Here is a 17,094-nt window from a genome sequence, read left to right as displayed (position 1 = left end):
TTGGAGGTGTTTTTTCATGGATGCGTTATTAGAGAAAATCCCATCAGAATATATCGGAGGAGTGAAGTATAGAATGTCCCCTACTAGCCTTTTCCACTTCATGGCAGACAAGAATTTAACGAACATCATAGAAAATTCACTGGACTCGACGCAGTTCTTTTTAACTCAGGATGTCGGCTTAATCCCCAGTAAAGGCGATGTTGTTTATCCCGATTTGGCCGTTTACCAAAAGCCTATAGAGCATACCGAAAGCGGCCTCATAACAAGCGTTCCTGTGTTTGTTGCAGAAATACTCTCCCCCAGCACTCGCAAAAAAGATATGACTGTAAAGAAAGAGTTGTATGCAAGAATCGGCGTGCCTGAATATTGGATTGTCAGCCCTAGAGATAAGGCGGTTGAGGTCTACAAACTGCATTATAGCAATTATAGACTGGATAACATCTATACGCTTATCCCTCCTGAAGAATGGATGCAAATGACCGCCGAAGAAAAAGACGAACACCCCCACTTGACACTCGTTGAATCCATAGATGTGAGTGTTGATATTGGGGATATATTCAAAGAACGAAACTAAGCATTTTCGGCCCGTCATATCGAAAAAAATATGTCAAAAATTGTTTACCCGATTTTGTCAAAAAGGAGGTGTGTACAGGTATGGCGAATATAAAAGCGATAGTTAGGGAGTACAAGGCCAGCGAGTCTATCAAAGAGGTTGCCCGAAAAAGCGGTCTCAGCTTTGGCAAAGTGCGAAAAATCCTTATAACCGAAGGTGCAGTTCGTTATGAGCGAACCGACGAACTGACGAAACTTATGCAACAGGGATTGAGTATAGAACAGGCAGCAGAACGACTGGGAATATCAACCAAACTGGCAAACAACTATATTCCATACAGTAAGGGCGAGTATAGAAGCGACTCCCCCACTCTCAACGCGCTGAGGATCAGAAAGTGTTTGGAACGAAAGAAAAAGGAGCAGTGACCATGAAGAAAATCATCGGCGGCAAGAAATATGACACTGAAACCGCAAAAGAACTGGGACACAAAGACAATATCAATGGGCGCGACATTATCGCTTGCAACGATATGAACTATCAGGAAAGCACTCTGTATCTGAAGAAAACAGGCGAGTTCTTCCTGCATCGGAACGGCGGTGCCAATACACCGTATTATGATGAAGCCATTGAGCCTATCACGGAGGATGAAGCAAAACGCTGGGCAGAAAACGCTATGACGGTCGAAGAATATGAGGCCATATGGGGCGAAGTGGAAGAATAAAAACACGAAAAAGCCCCCTTGCGGGGGACTTTTTCCTTTTCCTTAATAGAAAAATAAAGTGTTTCAATCCACAGGCCGAAGCCTGACAGCCGCCTATTCGGCGGTAAACATACAGGTCGTTCTAGGCCGCTTATACTTTCTAAGCCACTTATTCAGCGGTAAACTGCGGCTGACCTGCTTTGTAACCCCCATCATACCATAGCGAGGAATATTTAGGGAATTACAATCGCAGACAGGCTGACCTTAAATATTACACAGCTCTCAAATTATAAAATTTGATTTTCTGATACATCCCCGCCAATGCGGGGCGAATACCTGTCTACATATAAGATTATAATACTTTTCAGATTATTTGTAAATAAGGAGATATAAAAATGAACACTTGTGAAAACTGCAAACACGCCGTAGCATTTGGAGGAGATTATGACCCCTCTTTTGGTGGAGGTTGTACTCTTGTAAACGTAGAGGAATGTCACAATCCCAATGTGGCTACCGAGGACATGGATGTTGCAATCGAATTAGGTGAAAAAGGTATCTGTAAATATTTTGAAGAGTGAGGATAAGATTTTGAAAACCAACCTTGAAGAAATACGCCATACAACAAAACTGCTGTTTAACGCAGTGCCAATCGAAGAAAACAAAGCCCTACCGGGGCTGGGAATATGCTCTCACCCCTTCACCACCTCCACTATTTCCATGAACCCACAGACCGGGGAAGTGTTGGATTTAACCACCCCCGATGGCTACAAGGTTTACCGCAAGTTTATGATGGAGCTGATTGACAGGAGCGACGTTGGCCATCTGTACCTCTTAATCAACAGACCGTATAAAATGACATGGTTCAAGCTCTGCCGTGAGTACATGAGCGAGAAGGACTATGCAAAATATCTGAAGCAATGCTGGCTGGACGAGGAAGACCCGAACCAAGACATAAACGTAAGCCGTAAAGAGGCAATCAATTTTTTCCGAAGCGCATCGAAGAAGCACCTGATGGAACCCGCGGATCTCGAATACTACAACAACCTGCCCGACACCATTACCATATACAGGGGCGTATCGCCGGGGAGAGAGCGTTATGGACTCAGCTGGACAGACAACAGAGAAAAGGCCGAGTGGTTCAAGTCAAGGTATGAAAACGGCAAGCCAGGAGTCCTGTTGACCGCTACCGTCAGCCGCAAATATGTGCTATGCTATATAGATGACCGTAACGAGAAGGAACTGGTGGTCGATGTGTTCAAGATAACAGACAAGATACAGGAGGTATGATATGGCAAATAAAAACACCGCGCTCAACGCCGCAAATATAGCACGAAAAGAGGATAATATTGAGGTGATAAAATGTTAATAGCTCTTACGGACTACTGCTCGATGGGTTGCCCCCACTGCTTGAGCGATTGTACCACAGACGGAAAGCACATCACGCTGGAACAGCTGAAAAGGAATTTGGATTTTGCTTATGATCTTATCGGCTATTCCACCATGCAGTGTATTGTTTTCAGCGGAGGAGAGCCTTTTGAGCACCCGCAGATAAAACAGGTATTGGAAACGATTGCGGAATATCAAAAGAGATTCCCTCGAGTGGGCGTTGTTATCGCCACCAATGGGTATCAGCTTGCGCATGATAAAGACCTGTATAACTGGTACAGAGATTTTGTAAAGAACCGCGCTAAAAATTTTCTCACACAGGTTACTGCGGTCAAGGAGTATTATCCAAAGCGCCTTATCGAAAAGGACTTGTACTGGCTGAGTAAAATAAAAAACTGCTCTGTAGTTGACGAGGTCAGCGAGATTTATCTTTACCCGCAAGGTCGCGCCCTGAACCTCAAAGACGCTCGCTGGGAAACAAAAGCCCCGAAGTGCGTAAACCTCCGGCTCATAGCCAACCAAATCCCCGAAACAAGTTTTAGGCACATCGTAAACACCATGCCTGTCGGCAAATACTGCACTCCGCGCATCAATATAGACGGCTCTATTGCCCTTGGTGAGTCCCGGCTCTGTCCCCCGATTGGCACCATTGACAATGATCTGCAGAAGCTAGGAGAAAATGTCAAACACTGCAAATGCGGTCAGTGCTCTATCCCTTTGGAGATCCTGCGGAAACACAGCCCCCAAGCCTATTCTTTGATTCACTGAGGTGCTTATGAAAGTATTAAACGAACTTCCTGACCAAATATTTTGCACAGACAGCGAGGAGTTTGTTTTCTTTGACCTCGACCGCAACATGATAACTGGCCAGCCATTGCTGAATAAACCTAACATTGGCCTGTGGACTTCCACGAGATACACCGACTCGCCGTATATTTCCGCTTGGGAAAAATGGTGTCGAGAAACCCCTTATCACTGCGGAGAACACCACTTCCTCCTGCATCCCAAGAAAGACCTGAAAGTCTTTGAGCCGACCGATATTGCCGACCTTCAGCTTCAAGAAACAGATTTTCTTCCTTTCCCGCATATCGACTTCGGATGGTACGCCCTGCAGGGCTATGATGGCTTTCACCTCGATGTGCAGTATAAATGGATGGCCAAGGATGGTTTTATGCCCTTCCACTGTTGGGATTGTGAGAGCACCGTTTGGTTTAGTTATGATTGGATTGACAGAGTAGAAAGGATAAAGTGAATGGAACAGATTGAAAAAGAAAACTGCCGATTATTCGACTCAGGACGCTTCAACGACATTGTGCTGGCTTATCTTGTTTTGTCCATGAAGGCCGCTAACACGCCTCACAAGGACGCTATGGAACTGCTTGATACGATGGGACATGCTTTCGACGAAATGACCGCTGAAGAAGCATTGAATAGATACAGAGGTGCATTATCACATTAAAAACGACCACCTTCGGGTGGTTTTTCTTTTGCTATATTAGTTGATTTAGTCAATTATTATAAGCGAAACAAACCCAGCCAACCGAAGTCAACTGGGCCACATTTATGTTTGTATCTATGCTAATAGTTATTATAGCAAATATTTATATTTTATTCAAGGGGTCTGATTTGTTTTTCCAGTCCATACTTGTCGTACCCAGCCCGACCTTGCACATCTTTTTTGCGAGTACAGGTGGCGCACAAAGTACAGCAGGTAAATCTATCCCCGAATGTATCAATCATATACTCAGGCAAACGACACTTCACTATGGTTTTCATGACCTTCTTGCCGTTCTCGATGCCTTGCCGCATACCTTCTCCGATACGCATAACGCGCTCAAACGTATAAGCTGGCATACTGAGTTTACCATCGGCCTCTTTTGTGGACTCAGGCGGTGTCAAAAGCACAAACAACATCTTCATGCTCTGCTTTAACCGTAGCCGTTTCTCCAGCTCTGTCGCAAAGTCCTTGTATAACTGGCTGTGTCTACCGCGAGAGGTTTGGGACAGTCTTTCGATTTCACCCTTCAGGAAATTAATCCTATCCTCGCTTGTTTCCTTCTCCAGTTTTGACTGTATCGACTTTTTGTTAAACCGCACCATTCGTTCACTGGTGTTCAGTTCCTCGGCAATCTCCACCTGATTATACCCTGCCCCGGTCAACAACAGGACAGACTTTTGCGTTTCCGTCAACCAGCCCATGATTACCTTCAGATGTTCCAGCACTTCTACTCTGCGCTGTTTTTCTTCCAGCACCTCGTCGGCTCCGATGCCGTATTTACGAGCACATTCTTCTGCTATCAATTCACTATCTGTATCACCAATGGAGAGATAGTCGATTACAGAATCCAGCTTCAAGCAGCATCCTCGCTTTGATACGCCTCACTTTGATACAGCTCGTAGCTATCGCACGGATCAGCCAGCGGTCGAGTTCGCTTTGGTGAGAACATCCCCGAAAAATAACATGCTTTGATAATGCAATCTTTCAGCGGTCTGTTTCCATGCCAGTCACGGCGGTCTTTGTATTCGGTTCGCAGGAATTGAACTCTGCTAAAATGTGCAGTCAGACCTTCCTCCGCGTCTTTTTTGTTACCATACACAATGATTGTATAACACTCACTCCCCATGCCAATAGAGAAGAAATGATAGCCCTTCAAGCTGTCCGAATCTCCCAATGTTCCAAAGTGAGCATTTTTCGATGCCGCTTTATCAGATAACATATCCAAATAATGACACCGAGTTTTTTCAAATTCTCAAACCACACAGGTTTACGATTTATAACAGACATCATCATACCCCCGCTTTTATATCTTTCAGCCATCCAACCCGGCCACCGTGCCTATTATCGCTGAGTATCTCATAACGAGCATTATTCCGATATGCCACATCGTAGAAGCCTCGCCTGTACTGGAATACCGTAATATCCCCGCACTTGCACTTCCTGATCTGGTTGTCATGGGTTCTGATGATGGTGCCACATCCACAACACAACACGCGAGTAGCCTTGCGGTTACGCTTCGGTCGGTGCAGGTGCATTTTTAGCCAATTCCTTTGCTTTCTTGCAGACATAATTTCCCATCATGTCGCGCTTTTCTTCGGGCATTTCCCGCATATACGCGGCGAGAAGGGTGACTACTAATCTGCCTAGCTGCAGAGTCCCTGCCCCCTCCAGCAGTACGTCCTCTTTATGCTGTGCGGCAATCACCGCGCCTTTATAGTTCCCCTGTGCGACCAGTGAATGGGCAATCAGTGCTAACTCGTTCATGCGATACCTCTCTATCAAATGTTTGTGATATAGACCTCTTGTGTCGGCTCGTCAGATGGTTTCCAGCAGTACACGCAGTTCTTATAGGACTTATCGAGATAGTATGTCTTGTACTTCTTGCTCCACGCCAGCAGACCTTCGTTGGTCTTGCCCTTGTGACGCATAAGATTGGACATACCAAACTTCACGCCTTGCGCCTCCAGCTTGTCCAGCAGTTCAACCAGATCCGAATCATCCTGCTCGTTCCAGCCATTCCAGCCCTTCTTTGACTCGTTGTAATAAGCCTCAGAAATCAGATACGGCGGGTCGCAATAGACGAAATCGCCCTCGCCCAGCTCATACCATGCGTAAGCCAGCCGGAAATCAGACGAACCCAAAGCAACGTCCTGCAGGTTATCGTGGAACTGTTGTAAGCGTCCCCGAATAGCCTCGTTGAACGATGACCTGTTTTTCCCAAATGCCGAATTGAATTTGCCCTGCTTGTTGAACCTCATCTGATTGTTGAAGCAGTAGCAGATACAGGCAAAAAGCATCGGAGCCGTATTGTTTCTCTCGTTATAGTCAGCGCGGAGCTGGTAATAAGCCTCCTGATTTGTCTTGGACAGACCATAAAGCTCAATCGTACTATCCATCCAATCGACCAATGCGTCAGTCGGCGTTTCCTTTATCCAGCGCACCAGTTCAATAAGTTTGTCGTTCCTATCATTCGCGACCTTATACTTCGCGTCAATGTTCGTGATAACATCACACCCACCGGCGAACAGGTCAACCGCCGTCCCTATATCTTGCGGGAACAGAGGTACAAGTTGCGGTAACAGCTTATACTTATTCCCGATATAGTTCAGCGGGCTTTTATGAAAAGTCACGCCTATTTATCCACCTGTCTAGTAACTCCCAGCACCTTGGCATACGGCAACTCTTTAATCCATTCGCAGAAATCTCTCCACTCCGGCAGTCTATGATGCTTGCGCTGATAATAGATGGTTTTCAGCTGTGCATAGTTCGTACTGATACCAGCAGCCAGCCGAATACCTTCAGGGAGGTTCGACTTAACGGCCATCAGTGTCTTTTCCGATGGGTTGTCCTGATACTCTTTTACCAGTTCTTTGAAGCGTCCGAGAATGACCGGATCAACGTGCTTATTCGCCATCAGGTCGTAATCGAGAGCCTTGCCTTTGTGCATCGTGCTCTGACTATTCATCACAGTATGATGATACGTCGCAAACTGCTGCCACCAATAGCGCGGAGCCAGCACATCAAACGACACCATGATCTGACGCAGAAACTTGTCATCGCCGTGCCCGATAGGACTGCTGCCCAGCGTATTGCCCAGCCTCAGCATATCTTCAACCGTGCGAAGGTCAAGACTCATGTCCATGTTTACAACGTCCTTCATGGGATAGCCAGCGCGGATAAGAGCCTCACGGATGCCATAGACCTGCACATTGAAAATCTTGATATTGTCCGATGCGAAATTATTGCTCATTCTGTTTGCTCCCCAGCAGGTCAAAATCCTCGACCACAAAGTCGTCCACCGTGATATTCACGCCGTTCTTCTCATAAGTGTGTTGTTTCATGCGCGTAACAACCCCCAGCGGGTAGCCTTTCGGGCAGTAACGAGCGATAACCTCTGCAGGTTTGCCCCATGCTTCACAGTTGATGAAAATAGGCGGATCATTTTTAGTGCGACCGTTGATTGCCAATCGGAAAGAGCACACCTGCTTATCCCCACCGACCACTTTCAACTGCGGGTCTGCGACTACACGACCAAAAAATTCCTGTTTATTCATTTGGAAAACTCCTTTTCTATTGCTAATAAAAAATGTGCTTTGCGTATCATGGCAGCATCAACTTCCCCGGCTAGATGAAAACCTGTACTGCCGTCAAAATCCTGATACAATTTTGCGAACCGCACCTTCTTGGCCACAGATGGAAATTTCTTCTGCAGTCTGACCAGCTCTCTTGCCCTGTCATCCCACTTTGCGTCGGATATGATGGACTTGCCCAGCTTGTAATAGATATAGCTGTGTAACATCAGCCCGAGCCGTAGCTGTCTTATGCGGTCGTGGACAGGTTTCAGGTTCACGCGTCGGTGCTCCCTGTGCCACCTGTTCTGATATTGCAAGGAATGTCCCCTGCAGTGTGGTATTTCGTGAAAACGCCCTGCGCGATACGCTCCCCGGCCTTGATGACCTGTGGGTTGTCCGTCATATTATAAAGACAAATGATGATATGGCCATCGTTGTCCTTGTTGTTGTAATAGTCGGCATCGATTACCGCTACGCCGTTTGCAAGGTTGATCCCGCGCTTAATGCCCATGCTGGAACGTGGATAAAGCATAAGTGCCTCGTCGCCCATCATATAAGCCTTTACGCCTGTTTCTACCTTGGCTGTTTTGTGAGGTTCAATCGTCACATCGGACAATGCTCTGAAATCATAGCCAGCTGACAGGATGGTCGCCCTTTTCGGCAGCTTCACGCCCTTATCTTCAAAGCCGTGTGCCACCTCAAAGCCACGCGGGTTCTTGACCAATTCGTGCATTTCGTCGATAAGTCCCCTGTGTTCCGCCATTTCGAGTTGAGCCAGCCGCTCCACCTGCCCTTTCGGCAGTCCAGCCCTGGCTGCTTCATTGATGGTTTTTTTGATGCTACGCTGAGTAGCCTCCATCAGAAGGTGCATAATGTTTTCAGCTGCGAATTTTTCCATTGCTCAATTCCTTTCTGACTTTGCGGAGTTGCTCGTACCATTCCTCACCCTTGTGCGGGGTGAATGCTGTGAAACTTTTCAGCTTCGCTCCTGTCTTTCTTAATTCTTCGATTCGGCTATTTGCCTGTTCGAGTGCCGCTTCTTTGCTGATGTTCTTTGGGTCATAATGAACCTTACAACCTTTCAGGGTGACTGATTCCAAAAGAAAAACCTCCTGTCAGCAAATTATAAAAAAAGAGCCGTCAAAGACTTTCGCCTCGTCCAGCCCATGATAAGCAGGGAGAGTATTGGTTGGTCTCCCCGCTGGTTTTTAACGACTGGCCCTTGTCGGAACAGTTATGTCATGTTCAGGACTCTCGATTTGCCTCGCCTCAACTCATCCAAAGAGGTCTGCCGGTTGGAGATAGCCGTAAATAAGTTAGGTAGTTTTGTCTAGCTAGACTTCGGAACATCTGCAACATTCACCACGCACCCCTGACGGGTTGTTCATGCGACTACAGATATTCCATTTTTTTGATTTGAACCATGCCAACTCATTGTAGTATGTAAGAGTTCTTCACCAAATTGTTGACAGGCTCTAGTCTATCTGAATACATTCCAACAGTTGTTACGACATCAGTAAACCATTGGTTAACACGGCACTGTCGGTATGTAATTCATTCTGGCCAGAGTGCTGATAAGAAACTTCATAGGGGATGAAGAAAGAATTATCTAATGCAGCGCAGACACATCAGACATATCCAAAGGGATTTGAAAGGAGTCGCACTCTGATGATATGGTGGGAGAGGGTGGATTTGAACCACCGAACCCGAAGGAGCAGATTTACAGTCTGCTGCGTTTAACCACTTCGCTACTCGCCCAAGGAGCACCGTATCGGGGAATCGAACCCCGTGCTTGCGTTTTTTCTTTGCTTTATACCGTGGCTATGCGGAAAACAAGATGACTATGGTTGACGGACGTATCAACGACGTTATCGAAAAAGCCGTAGTACATAATACGGAAAAACACTGTTCTACCTTTGAACTAATACGGTGATTTGGAGCACCCGCAAGACAGGCGTTAACCCGCTGGAGTGCATATTGGCAGGGGCAGGTGGAGTTGAACCACCGATGTCGGAGTCAAAGTCCGATGCCTTAACCACTTGGCTATACCCCTGTGAGAACCACCAGTTGGTGGCCTCGTATATGTGAAAAGAAATTATAAGGAGGTGCAACAACTGCCTAAGAAAGACAAATCTTACTGCACTCTATACCGAACCCGAAGGAAAGAAGCGACTCAAAACCATCAGGAACGGTACACAGGGCAGTAAACCCTATGCTGTGAAAAGAGGAAATCAAAAACAACAGTAACAATGATTAAATTAGAAGATATAAACAATGTAGAAACTGTTTTTTTTTAATCCTTGATTATAGTACACCTTTTTATATGTGTTGTCAATACTTTTATATAAAATAAATTCTTATTTTTATTTGTATTGTTTATATGTGTATAGTTAGATAATCTCTTTGAAGAACCCAGTCTGTAAGCAGAACAGGAAATCCCGGTATGACTCATCCAACGACACAATGTCGGCATAGTCTTGTTCAAAGAACTTGTGAAGCCAGCCAAAGTCGCGGTCAGACACCTCCCGAATTTTGTAAGTGTTCTCTGCGGTGTGAATGGCTTTAATATTGGCAGCCTCGCCCACGCTATAATTTTCACTGTTCTTGACCACATCGTAAAAAATATTTTCATCCATGATATAACAAAAGCCTGTGATATAAAGGATGTCCGTTTCTCCGATGAGCCGTCTAATCCGATGGAGAGCCGATGCCTTGGACGCATACTTCTTATTCTCCACCTTGCGCTCTTTATCGAGAATGGTGACTCTCAGATCTGAATCAAACCCTTCTCCCTTGCTTTTCTTATACGCTCCCGAACCCTCAATAATGCGGCTCTCGAGTCCCTGTCTTTGGAAGTGAAGTAACAGTTTTTTCTCTGACTCCTTCCCCTTCCGTTTGTTTGCCCTACCAGTTGCCTGTCGGGACTTTGACTTTTTGCGTTCAAACTTGTTGTACTCCTTGCATTTTCTGCACTCACCACGTTTTTCGCCAGTCAAACAATACTGTTTAACCACGCAATCAGCCAATATGGATATACTTCCCGATGAGTTTTTTACCGCAGTAGAAAATCGTATCTGCTACAATAACGCCAGTACACAGACCAGCACCAATCGTCAAACCGTAAATAAATAAACCAAAATCCATCTTAATCTCCTTCTACAATTTCAGAACCAACATACATGATGTTTCCGTTAGATGTATAGCGAGGGCAAATACCAATGGCTACTCCGTCCCAATATTCTCTCACGACCAAATACTGCACCTTCGTGTCGGGGTCAGTCCAGTAATTAACCTCGTAACTACTCGCATACGCCGCTCCAGCCATCCCCATGATAAGGCCAAAAATCAGCCCAATAACATATTTTTTCATCAATCTTCAGCCTCCATCGCGTCGCAAATCTCGTCAAAGCACTCTTCGCACAGGCCGCTGATACTCACTTCCCGCCGTCCGGCATCCGAGTAGCAATGCTCGTAGGCTGGTCTATGACACCTGATACACGGGGGTTCCCGCGATACGTCCTCGGGTTTAAGTTTGATGTGATTCAATAGATAACAACTCCTTTATCGTCCTTGCCTACACCCTCGATTGGCATAGGTTCAAATCCTTCTGTTCTTCCCCAGTTCAGGAAACGCACTTCTGCTTCGGGGTTTTGTTCCAGTAGTTCTGCTATAAGTTCATCTACAGTCATTCGTCTAACCCCCATATCTCAATGAACTCTTTTGCCACCAGCGAACCCACTAAAATCACTAAGAACAGGGAAAGCACCGAAATGAATATAGCCATCGCCCAATCCATAACAAGTTTTGGGTCTGTCGTTGTAAGAAAATTAACAAACTCATTCACTGACCTTACCACCTATCCTTCTTACCGCTTATCATTTCTTCAATGCGTTTTTTCACATCGGAAGCCAAACAGGTTATCGCCCAGCCTGTGAAGCCCGTTAAGCCAATACACGCACAGACCGTCACTACCCAGCAAAACAAATCGCCCTGCGTCAAAACAGCACCACCCCGCAAATAAAAATATACAAATAATCAATAAGCAGAATGTAGCCAAAATCTCTCCACTGGCAAGTAAACAGCGACATAAGAGTGGGATAGCCCAACGCCCATGCTCCGAACCAAACAGCCAAGAATTGTATGTCCGTCAAAATATCGCCACCACTCTTTTACCGTCTTGAACTACATCAATTACCTTGTGAGTACAGCCGTCCTTGTCATACCAGATAACCTTGCTGTCCATGTTCTGTAATTGCAACTCGTGAATAAGTTGGCGTACAGTCATACCCTCTTTGTGAACGCCTCTGATATGAAATCTATTCGCAAAAGAGATATGCTCGCTGTTAAGTCCCGTGCCGTAGAAGTCTGTAATTTTATTCATCGCGATACGCTTTCTGCATAGCCGTTTCGCCATGTCTTAATTTGTCGTGAGACTTTAACAGCCCCATCACTTCAGAAGCAATTTCTTCCTTCGTTGCGGTGCTACTAATATTTGTTCCGATTTCTCGAAAGGGCGTTTTCAGACTTCCATCATAAATCGAAATATGAATCATATTGCCCTGTCCCCCGGAAGTCCCTCCAATTCGCTCTCTGCGTACCAGCTCCGCTCTTCGTTGTCTAACTCCAACAGATAGTAGAAGGTGCGCTTGTTTTCTTCGTCTGTGTCGAGTTTGATTTTTACGACCTTACCAATCTGTCCTTCCATATAACAACGCACATGCTGGCTTTTACCGAATTTGCTTTCGATAAGAGTTTGCAGTTTTAAGTATTCCATATTCTGCCCTCCAACTGATTGATAGCGAAATCGCAATACTGACGAGCCTTCTTCAGATCCTCCAGCTCCTTCGATTTGTCCCCCTTCTTCCCGGCTCTGCTGACATACTTAACAATGTTGCCTCTGCAGAAGTCCAGCTTCTTGTCTTGTATAAATTCGATAACCTCGATGCGCCCATCTGTATAGTGACTGGGATGAGAAACTGCATCATCAATAGTCAAGGGCTTACCTTCAATAGCAAGGAATTTTGGCACTTCTTCCTTCGTGGTTGTCTTGTTGATAATCGGATTTTCCGAAACGGTCGCAAAACACATTTTCCCTTTTTCGTCTACTGTGGGAACAATATGCGAATTGGGTGCTGCACTAAACTCCATCTGTCGCGGCTGCTCGGCCTTGGCTGTGGGGTATTTTACAGTAAACTTGACTGCAACAACCTCGCCCTTTACTTTGATGCTTTCATAGCACACCTTCAGGGCTGTCTTTTGGTTGATTGTTTCCACCGGCTCGTAGACAATAGACTTCAGAAGCAACTGCACACTTCCTGTCTGATAAGAACCCGCAGGAACTCCCAGCAACATTCGGAGCGTCTTTACAGAATAAACCCTGATTGTCTTACTGGAACTTGTCAAAAGCTGATACAGTTTGCTTGCGTATGTATTGCCATTTTCAAATCTTTTTTTCACGCTACCACCTCCAAGCTGTTTTTGTGAAATGCCGCCTCATAATATCTGTCAGGCTCACCAAAGCCATAGAAGCGCACCTCCCAATAATCGCCGTTGTCGATTGGTCTGAGAGCAGTGCCCATCTGTCCTCTGCACTCCACGTCGGGCAGCCCCTGTGGATGGTCAATGTTTATAATCACTGTTTTGGGAAATTCCATCGTTATCTCCTTCTGTATTGTATTCTGTCGGCGTTTCTTTCTCGCTCGATTTCGTATGCGCGTTTCCAGTATGCGACTCGCCGCTCATATTCGTTGATGATGTCCCCATTGTGGCTTTTCCAGTTCTTTTTGACTTCACGAGCCATTGATCTGGTCAGATACAACCGCATCATTTCGGCCTGTTCTGCGGTCAGCTTCTTACGCTTGGACTTCTTCTTACAGTCAAGGTATTTGCCAACCAGTACACCAACCTCACTGGGGATTTCGCCTTTGACCTGTTCGTATAGTTCAGGTGTCATAACGTAGTAGTTATAGTGCCCCATAAAATTATGGCCATGCTTACTGTGAAAATCGCTTACAGTCACTTTGATTTCATAGCACCATATAATACCCTTCGTATTCGTTTGCATGAAGTCTACGCGCTTTCTACCGTACCAGCCAATGGTTACTTCGGGGCATCCGAACGTCCTAAACTCGACCGTCTTTGCCATCAACGCGTTTTCCAGTTCAAGGGTTTCAGGTCGTTTCGCCATGAATCTCCCTGCCCTTATCGCACCACTTCCACACCGCGCAGTAATCCTGACACTTCCGGCCTCCCCAACATTCCCGATACGAGCACGGAGGGGGCAACTTATCCTGTTCAACGGCCTCAATCAGTCGGTGGGCTTTGGTCAGCATAAACCGCTGAATCCAACGGTCAGAAATAAAGTTGATACGCACCAGCTGCATGTTGGTCATAACGCCCCGGTCTTTTGCCGCGAACGTCCCAGCGTCACGAGTAAACACCTCAACCTGCATATCTTTGACAGGATAGCCAGCGTGCTCAACCATCATCCGATAAGCATTAAGCTGAACAGCAACATCAAAATTGCTTCTCCGGCCGACTGTAAAGAAAGTTTTAAACATCTTCCTGCCGTTTTTGTATTTTTTCTGCACTCCATTTTCATCTAAAATCGGCTCCCTATGTTTGACCAACCCCATCAAATGCGCGGTTTTGAAGCTACCGTAGGTTTTCACATCGTAGAGAATCTGCCTTTTTCCATCGTAGCAGTCGAACTGGCCTGTGTAAGTCCCTGTCGCGTCCATCAGTCGTTTTTCCGCTATCATCTTGTCATTCTCGAGGAATCCTTCGAGGAACGCATGACAGCCAGTACCAAAGATAGCAAAGATGGATGACTGCGGGTCAATGGCATAGTTTTTCTTTATCTTCAGGTACTCTTCCCGAGTGCCGCTCAGTAACTGGGTAGCCGAGGGGTGACCGTTCCATGTTCTCTGTTCGGAAATCGCTTTAAGTGTCCGATGAGATAAACAACGGTCTGCCTCAAACATTTCAGGAATACGACACTCATTCAGGCATTTATCAATATCACAAGTCTGCCCATCAGGACAGATATATTTGTTGTATGGCAACTATACACCTCTTATTCTCGATGTGGCTGGATCAAAAATCAGCTCTGTTTCGTCTATACGAGCACCATGACGAGCCTTTCCTATCGCACACATAACCTTGTTTTTCTTTAACTCTCGTTCGTCTGGTAACAGGTTCGGATCTTTTTCCGGCCTCCAAAGCAGCAGAATTTCATCCCCGGATGCTTCGATGTCGCCACCGCCTTTTAGTTTGCCCATGTCAGGACGCTCCCACGGATTAACACCACGGTTCAACTGACTGAGAGCCACCACATGGATGTTGTTGTTTTTCGCCAGTGGTTTCAGCCCTTTCGCCGTTTCAGCCAACACCTGATACTCGGAACACCCTTTCATATACTGCAGATAGTCAATAAACACACAGTCTAACTGGCCATCAAACATTTTACTGTTCGCGGTTTTGACATAGGCATCAATTTCCTCGATGGTCAGGCCGTTCTTATCGACAACATAGATGTATTCGCGCAACTTCTCCAGTACGGAATAGGCCAGCGGATCTCCTTCGATGAGCATTTTATCGACAATATCCGAACTGCGCCCCAGCAAACAGGCGATAAGACGCTCAAACAACGCCCCCGCGCTCATTTCCAGCGAGAAGAACACAATACGCTTACGCTGACGCACCACCATATCTGCCGCCATACAGACAACAAAGAATGTCTTGCCGACCGAGGAACACGCACCAACAATGGTTACATCTTTTCTCCGGCCAGCCCCCCTGATACCATCATCAAGAGTCTTGACACCATATGACATAACTGGCTCTTTCAGCATTTTCACGGTTTCCGCGATACATTGGTCGGGGTCTTTGAAATCACTGTCTAAATCCATGCCTTGCCGGGACACCTGCAGGAAGTCGTCTACGGCCTCTGTCGTGACTCCCCATTTGCCAGCAAGATAACTCGCGATCTGCAGCAGGGTAAGATTATCCTTGACTGTCTTGGCGTATGACTCCACCATTTTGCGCTCTGCCGTTCGACTCCCGCACTTCTGCAGTTCCTGCTTCAACACAAACAGGTCAATCGGCTCTTTCGGCAACTGTGCAAATCCTTCCGATGTGCCACCAGCAACAAAGAAGTCATTGACATCCTTCATGCCATCCGGCAACATCAGCACTTCCACAGGTAACTCAGGAGCATATCGCAGAAGGTTCTTCCTGACTTTTTCGACCAGCGGGTAGGCCACGCCGTCATTATCCGGCACCAGCACCACTGTCAGCTCAGGATGATATTTCAAAAGTGCTGCCATCTTCTGTATATGCTGTTTCGAGGGTTGGCTGCTATTGTATGCCACTGCCGCAAAACCAGCTTCATACAAACTCATGGCACAAAAAAAGCCCTCCACTAAGTAGAGGGTGTTCGTCATTCTCTCCTTTGCGCCACGCATATTAAAGAGAAATTCCGCTTTAGTAAAAATCTCGTCATTCTTACCAGTCAAATATTTTGGCTGACCTTCAAAGCGGCGAACTGCCCAGCTTACATAGCGACCGTTTGCGTCGATCAGGGGGATAGATACATTTCCGTGCTCATCCGCACCTAACTGAAAATAGTCTATTGTGCTGTCTGACAGGCCGCGCACCTTAGTGAGATAGTCCTTGACTACCTTCAGATTGCGCTGGCAGGCTCTCGCCCATTCCTGTCTTTTATTTACCGCTTCTTTTCTGGCCTTATAGCCTTTGTCATGGGTTAAATCTACGTTCATCATATCGGCAAGTTTCTCAGCCGCCGCGAAAAAGTCCAGCTTATACTTATCCCGCAACAGATTGATAACGTCGCCCGATGAGCCGCACGCCCAGCAATGGTAGGTTTTGTGGTCGTATATAACAAATTCACTGTTGTTATCGTGCTGACAAACAGGGCATATTCCCCGGTACACATCACCTTGCTTCTGTAAATCCGTGTACTTCTCAGCGAACTCGACTAAATCGACCTGACCTACAAGGGTTTTTACATCTATTTTTCCTCCGATTCGGGTATCTCTACGAGAGTTCCTTTCCACGCATCGTAATAATACCCCTGTTTCTGTATGTACTCAACTGTTTCTCTTTTTCCCACTTTTGGTGGTGGGTCGAGCCAATCTGACAGCGACGGCGTAAAATTATTCGCTATACGCCAGCACAAAAGCCATGTCATACGACCAAGTTCGTTATCCTCATCGGGCTTCTCGTTGGTCTTCTCAAAAGCATAAGCATAGGAGTCTTCGTACCATTCTAATGTTTTCTCTGTGTAAAAGTCATCAATGAACCACAGTCCGACACCTAGAACCGTTGTCACTGTCAATGTCGCTATCGTTTTTCTTAACATATG

31 protein-coding genes and 2 tRNA genes are annotated in these 17,094 nt (G+C 46.2%); 8 read left to right on the top strand and 25 right to left on the bottom strand.

The annotated features are described in order from the left end of the window. The first annotated feature begins 16 nt into the window (after positions 1–16). The 8 genes from SELR_RS15400 to SELR_RS15365 all read left to right on the top strand — a co-directional run bounded on the left by SELR_RS15400 (position 17) and on the right by SELR_RS15365 (position 4,098). A complete protein-coding gene (locus SELR_RS15400) occupies positions 17–574 on the top strand; it encodes a Uma2 family endonuclease (protein WP_014426052.1) in 558 nt (185 codons plus the stop codon). 80 nt (positions 575–654) lie between these two features. Then, entirely contained in the window at positions 655–978 is a 324-nt protein-coding gene (locus SELR_RS15395) for a hypothetical protein (protein ID WP_014426051.1), read from the top strand. 2 nt (positions 979–980) lie between these two features. Further along, positions 981–1,274, top strand: coding sequence for a hypothetical protein (locus tag SELR_RS15390; RefSeq protein WP_014426050.1), 294 nt, complete (start codon positions 981–983; stop codon positions 1,272–1,274). Between the two features lie 374 nt (positions 1,275–1,648). Further along, on the top strand, positions 1,649–1,831 hold the full coding sequence (locus SELR_RS15385; protein ID WP_014426049.1) for a hypothetical protein: 183 nt from the start codon (positions 1,649–1,651) through the stop codon (positions 1,829–1,831). 10 nt (positions 1,832–1,841) lie between these two features. Next, positions 1,842–2,540 carry a hypothetical protein gene (locus SELR_RS15380; RefSeq protein ID WP_014426048.1) on the top strand — a complete coding sequence of 233 codons (699 nt, stop codon included), beginning with the start codon at positions 1,842–1,844 and terminating at the stop codon, positions 2,538–2,540. Positions 2,541–2,612: 72 nt separating this feature from the next. Next, positions 2,613–3,407, top strand: a complete 795-nt coding sequence (locus SELR_RS15375; protein ID WP_014426047.1) for a radical SAM protein — start codon at positions 2,613–2,615, stop codon at positions 3,405–3,407. A gap of 7 nt (positions 3,408–3,414) precedes the next feature. Continuing rightward, positions 3,415–3,891: a hypothetical protein gene (locus SELR_RS15370; protein ID WP_014426046.1), complete on the top strand. Its 477-nt coding sequence runs from the start codon at positions 3,415–3,417 to the stop codon at positions 3,889–3,891. After that, positions 3,892–4,098 carry a hypothetical protein gene (locus tag SELR_RS15365; RefSeq protein ID WP_014426045.1) on the top strand — a complete coding sequence of 69 codons (207 nt, stop codon included), beginning with the start codon at positions 3,892–3,894 and terminating at the stop codon, positions 4,096–4,098. Positions 4,099–4,247: 149 nt separating this feature from the next. On the opposite strand, the gene SELR_RS15360 is transcribed toward SELR_RS15365, so the two are convergent. The 25 genes from SELR_RS15360 to SELR_RS15255 form a co-directional block, all read right to left on the bottom strand. Further along, complete coding sequence (locus SELR_RS15360) at positions 4,248–4,994, bottom strand: LuxR C-terminal-related transcriptional regulator (RefSeq protein ID WP_014426044.1); 747 nt, start codon at positions 4,992–4,994, stop codon at positions 4,248–4,250. After that, positions 4,991–5,356 carry a hypothetical protein gene (locus SELR_RS15355; protein WP_419789606.1) on the bottom strand — a complete coding sequence of 122 codons (366 nt, stop codon included), beginning with the start codon at positions 5,354–5,356 and terminating at the stop codon, positions 4,991–4,993. The genes SELR_RS15360 and SELR_RS15355 overlap by 4 nt, the downstream gene beginning before the upstream one ends. A gap of 290 nt (positions 5,357–5,646) precedes the next feature. Continuing rightward, positions 5,647–5,901, bottom strand: a complete 255-nt coding sequence (locus tag SELR_RS15350; protein ID WP_014426041.1) for a hypothetical protein — start codon at positions 5,899–5,901, stop codon at positions 5,647–5,649. A 14-nt stretch (positions 5,902–5,915) separates the two neighbouring features. Further along, a complete protein-coding gene (locus tag SELR_RS15345; protein WP_014426040.1) occupies positions 5,916–6,767 on the bottom strand; it encodes a Dam family site-specific DNA-(adenine-N6)-methyltransferase in 852 nt (283 codons plus the stop codon). 2 nt (positions 6,768–6,769) lie between these two features. Further along, entirely contained in the window at positions 6,770–7,387 is a 618-nt protein-coding gene (locus SELR_RS15340) for a hypothetical protein (RefSeq protein ID WP_050992829.1), read from the bottom strand. Then, positions 7,377–7,691 (bottom strand): single-stranded DNA-binding protein, encoded by a 315-nt coding sequence (locus SELR_RS15335; protein ID WP_014426038.1) that lies wholly within the window; start codon positions 7,689–7,691, stop codon positions 7,377–7,379. The genes SELR_RS15340 and SELR_RS15335 overlap by 11 nt, the downstream gene beginning before the upstream one ends. After that, a complete protein-coding gene (locus SELR_RS15330) occupies positions 7,688–7,987 on the bottom strand; it encodes a DNA ligase LigA-related protein (RefSeq protein WP_041914902.1) in 300 nt (99 codons plus the stop codon). Before SELR_RS15330 ends, SELR_RS15335 begins: the two co-directional genes overlap by 4 nt. Continuing rightward, positions 7,984–8,607: a dCTP deaminase/dUTPase family protein gene (locus SELR_RS15325; RefSeq protein ID WP_014426036.1), complete on the bottom strand. Its 624-nt coding sequence runs from the start codon at positions 8,605–8,607 to the stop codon at positions 7,984–7,986. The genes SELR_RS15330 and SELR_RS15325 overlap by 4 nt, the downstream gene beginning before the upstream one ends. Then, the gene (locus tag SELR_RS15320; protein ID WP_014426035.1) at positions 8,588–8,809 is read right to left on the bottom strand and encodes a hypothetical protein; all 222 of its coding nucleotides are present in this window, start codon (positions 8,807–8,809) and stop codon (positions 8,588–8,590) included. The genes SELR_RS15325 and SELR_RS15320 overlap by 20 nt, the downstream gene beginning before the upstream one ends. A gap of 574 nt (positions 8,810–9,383) precedes the next feature. Then, a tRNA-Tyr gene (locus tag SELR_RS15315) sits at positions 9,384–9,467 on the bottom strand. Positions 9,468–9,687: 220 nt separating this feature from the next. Beyond that, a tRNA-Gln gene (locus tag SELR_RS15310) sits at positions 9,688–9,762 on the bottom strand. 337 nt (positions 9,763–10,099) lie between these two features. Continuing rightward, on the bottom strand, positions 10,100–10,735 hold the full coding sequence (locus tag SELR_RS15305; protein ID WP_014426034.1) for a hypothetical protein: 636 nt from the start codon (positions 10,733–10,735) through the stop codon (positions 10,100–10,102). Further along, positions 10,728–10,853: a hypothetical protein gene (locus SELR_RS19405; protein ID WP_014426033.1), complete on the bottom strand. Its 126-nt coding sequence runs from the start codon at positions 10,851–10,853 to the stop codon at positions 10,728–10,730. The genes SELR_RS15305 and SELR_RS19405 overlap by 8 nt, the downstream gene beginning before the upstream one ends. Before the next feature lies 1 nt (position 10,854). Further along, positions 10,855–11,079: a hypothetical protein gene (locus tag SELR_RS15300; RefSeq protein ID WP_014426032.1), complete on the bottom strand. Its 225-nt coding sequence runs from the start codon at positions 11,077–11,079 to the stop codon at positions 10,855–10,857. Between the two features lie 172 nt (positions 11,080–11,251). Beyond that, entirely contained in the window at positions 11,252–11,398 is a 147-nt protein-coding gene (locus tag SELR_RS18970; RefSeq protein ID WP_014426030.1) for a hypothetical protein, read from the bottom strand. Next, complete coding sequence (locus SELR_RS18965) at positions 11,395–11,553, bottom strand: hypothetical protein (RefSeq protein WP_014426029.1); 159 nt, start codon at positions 11,551–11,553, stop codon at positions 11,395–11,397. Before SELR_RS18965 ends, SELR_RS18970 begins: the two co-directional genes overlap by 4 nt. 303 nt (positions 11,554–11,856) lie before the next feature. After that, on the bottom strand, positions 11,857–12,090 hold the full coding sequence (locus tag SELR_RS15295; RefSeq protein WP_014426026.1) for a hypothetical protein: 234 nt from the start codon (positions 12,088–12,090) through the stop codon (positions 11,857–11,859). Beyond that, positions 12,083–12,262: a hypothetical protein gene (locus tag SELR_RS15290; RefSeq protein WP_014426025.1), complete on the bottom strand. Its 180-nt coding sequence runs from the start codon at positions 12,260–12,262 to the stop codon at positions 12,083–12,085. Before SELR_RS15290 ends, SELR_RS15295 begins: the two co-directional genes overlap by 8 nt. Next, positions 12,259–12,483, bottom strand: coding sequence for a hypothetical protein (locus SELR_RS15285; protein WP_014426024.1), 225 nt, complete (start codon positions 12,481–12,483; stop codon positions 12,259–12,261). The genes SELR_RS15290 and SELR_RS15285 overlap by 4 nt, the downstream gene beginning before the upstream one ends. After that, complete coding sequence (locus SELR_RS18960) at positions 12,471–13,166, bottom strand: DUF3310 domain-containing protein (RefSeq protein WP_014426023.1); 696 nt, start codon at positions 13,164–13,166, stop codon at positions 12,471–12,473. Before SELR_RS18960 ends, SELR_RS15285 begins: the two co-directional genes overlap by 13 nt. Beyond that, on the bottom strand, positions 13,163–13,363 hold the full coding sequence (locus SELR_RS15275; RefSeq protein WP_014426022.1) for a hypothetical protein: 201 nt from the start codon (positions 13,361–13,363) through the stop codon (positions 13,163–13,165). Before SELR_RS15275 ends, SELR_RS18960 begins: the two co-directional genes overlap by 4 nt. A gap of 2 nt (positions 13,364–13,365) precedes the next feature. Next, positions 13,366–13,896: an MmcB family DNA repair protein gene (locus SELR_RS15270; protein ID WP_014426021.1), complete on the bottom strand. Its 531-nt coding sequence runs from the start codon at positions 13,894–13,896 to the stop codon at positions 13,366–13,368. Beyond that, positions 13,880–14,773: a hypothetical protein gene (locus SELR_RS15265; RefSeq protein WP_014426020.1), complete on the bottom strand. Its 894-nt coding sequence runs from the start codon at positions 14,771–14,773 to the stop codon at positions 13,880–13,882. The genes SELR_RS15270 and SELR_RS15265 overlap by 17 nt, the downstream gene beginning before the upstream one ends. Continuing rightward, complete coding sequence (locus SELR_RS15260) at positions 14,774–16,786, bottom strand: DnaB-like helicase C-terminal domain-containing protein (protein WP_014426019.1); 2,013 nt, start codon at positions 16,784–16,786, stop codon at positions 14,774–14,776. Then, the gene (locus tag SELR_RS15255; RefSeq protein ID WP_014426018.1) at positions 16,741–17,091 is read right to left on the bottom strand and encodes a hypothetical protein; all 351 of its coding nucleotides are present in this window, start codon (positions 17,089–17,091) and stop codon (positions 16,741–16,743) included. The genes SELR_RS15260 and SELR_RS15255 overlap by 46 nt, the downstream gene beginning before the upstream one ends. Positions 17,092–17,094 lie beyond the last annotated feature (3 nt).

The organism is Selenomonas ruminantium subsp. lactilytica TAM6421 (assembly GCF_000284095.1).
Taxonomy (GTDB): Bacteria; Bacillota; Negativicutes; order Selenomonadales; family Selenomonadaceae; genus Selenomonas_A; species Selenomonas_A lactilytica.
This window is presented reverse-complemented; position numbering and strand designations above follow the sequence as displayed.

What these genes read in the sequence shown, in the direction of transcription:
- SELR_RS15400 (WP_014426052.1), top strand. Translation starts at nt 17, where the DNA reads ATGGATGCGTTATTAGAGAAAATCCCATCAGAATATATCGGAGGAGTG.
- SELR_RS15395 (WP_014426051.1), top strand. Translation starts at nt 655, where the DNA reads ATGGCGAATATAAAAGCGATAGTTAGGGAGTACAAGGCCAGCGAGTCT.
- SELR_RS15390 (WP_014426050.1), top strand. Translation starts at nt 981, where the DNA reads ATGAAGAAAATCATCGGCGGCAAGAAATATGACACTGAAACCGCAAAA.
- SELR_RS15385 (WP_014426049.1), top strand. Translation starts at nt 1,649, where the DNA reads ATGAACACTTGTGAAAACTGCAAACACGCCGTAGCATTTGGAGGAGAT.
- SELR_RS15375 (WP_014426047.1), top strand. Translation starts at nt 2,613, where the DNA reads ATGTTAATAGCTCTTACGGACTACTGCTCGATGGGTTGCCCCCACTGC.
- SELR_RS15370 (WP_014426046.1), top strand. Translation starts at nt 3,415, where the DNA reads ATGAAAGTATTAAACGAACTTCCTGACCAAATATTTTGCACAGACAGC.
- SELR_RS15365 (WP_014426045.1), top strand. Translation starts at nt 3,892, where the DNA reads ATGGAACAGATTGAAAAAGAAAACTGCCGATTATTCGACTCAGGACGC.
- SELR_RS15355 (WP_419789606.1), bottom strand. Translation starts at nt 5,356, where the DNA reads ATGTTATCTGATAAAGCGGCATCGAAAAATGCTCACTTTGGAACATTG.
- SELR_RS15350 (WP_014426041.1), bottom strand. Translation starts at nt 5,901, where the DNA reads ATGAACGAGTTAGCACTGATTGCCCATTCACTGGTCGCACAGGGGAAC.
- SELR_RS15340 (WP_050992829.1), bottom strand. Translation starts at nt 7,387, where the DNA reads ATGAGCAATAATTTCGCATCGGACAATATCAAGATTTTCAATGTGCAG.
- SELR_RS15335 (WP_014426038.1), bottom strand. Translation starts at nt 7,691, where the DNA reads ATGAATAAACAGGAATTTTTTGGTCGTGTAGTCGCAGACCCGCAGTTG.
- SELR_RS15325 (WP_014426036.1), bottom strand. Translation starts at nt 8,607, where the DNA reads ATGGAAAAATTCGCAGCTGAAAACATTATGCACCTTCTGATGGAGGCT.
- SELR_RS19405 (WP_014426033.1), bottom strand. Translation starts at nt 10,853, where the DNA reads ATGGATTTTGGTTTATTTATTTACGGTTTGACGATTGGTGCTGGTCTG.
- SELR_RS15300 (WP_014426032.1), bottom strand. Translation starts at nt 11,079, where the DNA reads ATGAAAAAATATGTTATTGGGCTGATTTTTGGCCTTATCATGGGGATG.
- SELR_RS18970 (WP_014426030.1), bottom strand. Translation starts at nt 11,398, where the DNA reads ATGACTGTAGATGAACTTATAGCAGAACTACTGGAACAAAACCCCGAA.
- SELR_RS15295 (WP_014426026.1), bottom strand. Translation starts at nt 12,090, where the DNA reads ATGAATAAAATTACAGACTTCTACGGCACGGGACTTAACAGCGAGCAT.
- SELR_RS15290 (WP_014426025.1), bottom strand. Translation starts at nt 12,262, where the DNA reads ATGATTCATATTTCGATTTATGATGGAAGTCTGAAAACGCCCTTTCGA.
- SELR_RS15285 (WP_014426024.1), bottom strand. Translation starts at nt 12,483, where the DNA reads ATGGAATACTTAAAACTGCAAACTCTTATCGAAAGCAAATTCGGTAAA.
- SELR_RS15275 (WP_014426022.1), bottom strand. Translation starts at nt 13,363, where the DNA reads ATGGAATTTCCCAAAACAGTGATTATAAACATTGACCATCCACAGGGG.
- SELR_RS15270 (WP_014426021.1), bottom strand. Translation starts at nt 13,896, where the DNA reads ATGGCGAAACGACCTGAAACCCTTGAACTGGAAAACGCGTTGATGGCA.
- SELR_RS15255 (WP_014426018.1), bottom strand. Translation starts at nt 17,091, where the DNA reads ATGTTAAGAAAAACGATAGCGACATTGACAGTGACAACGGTTCTAGGT.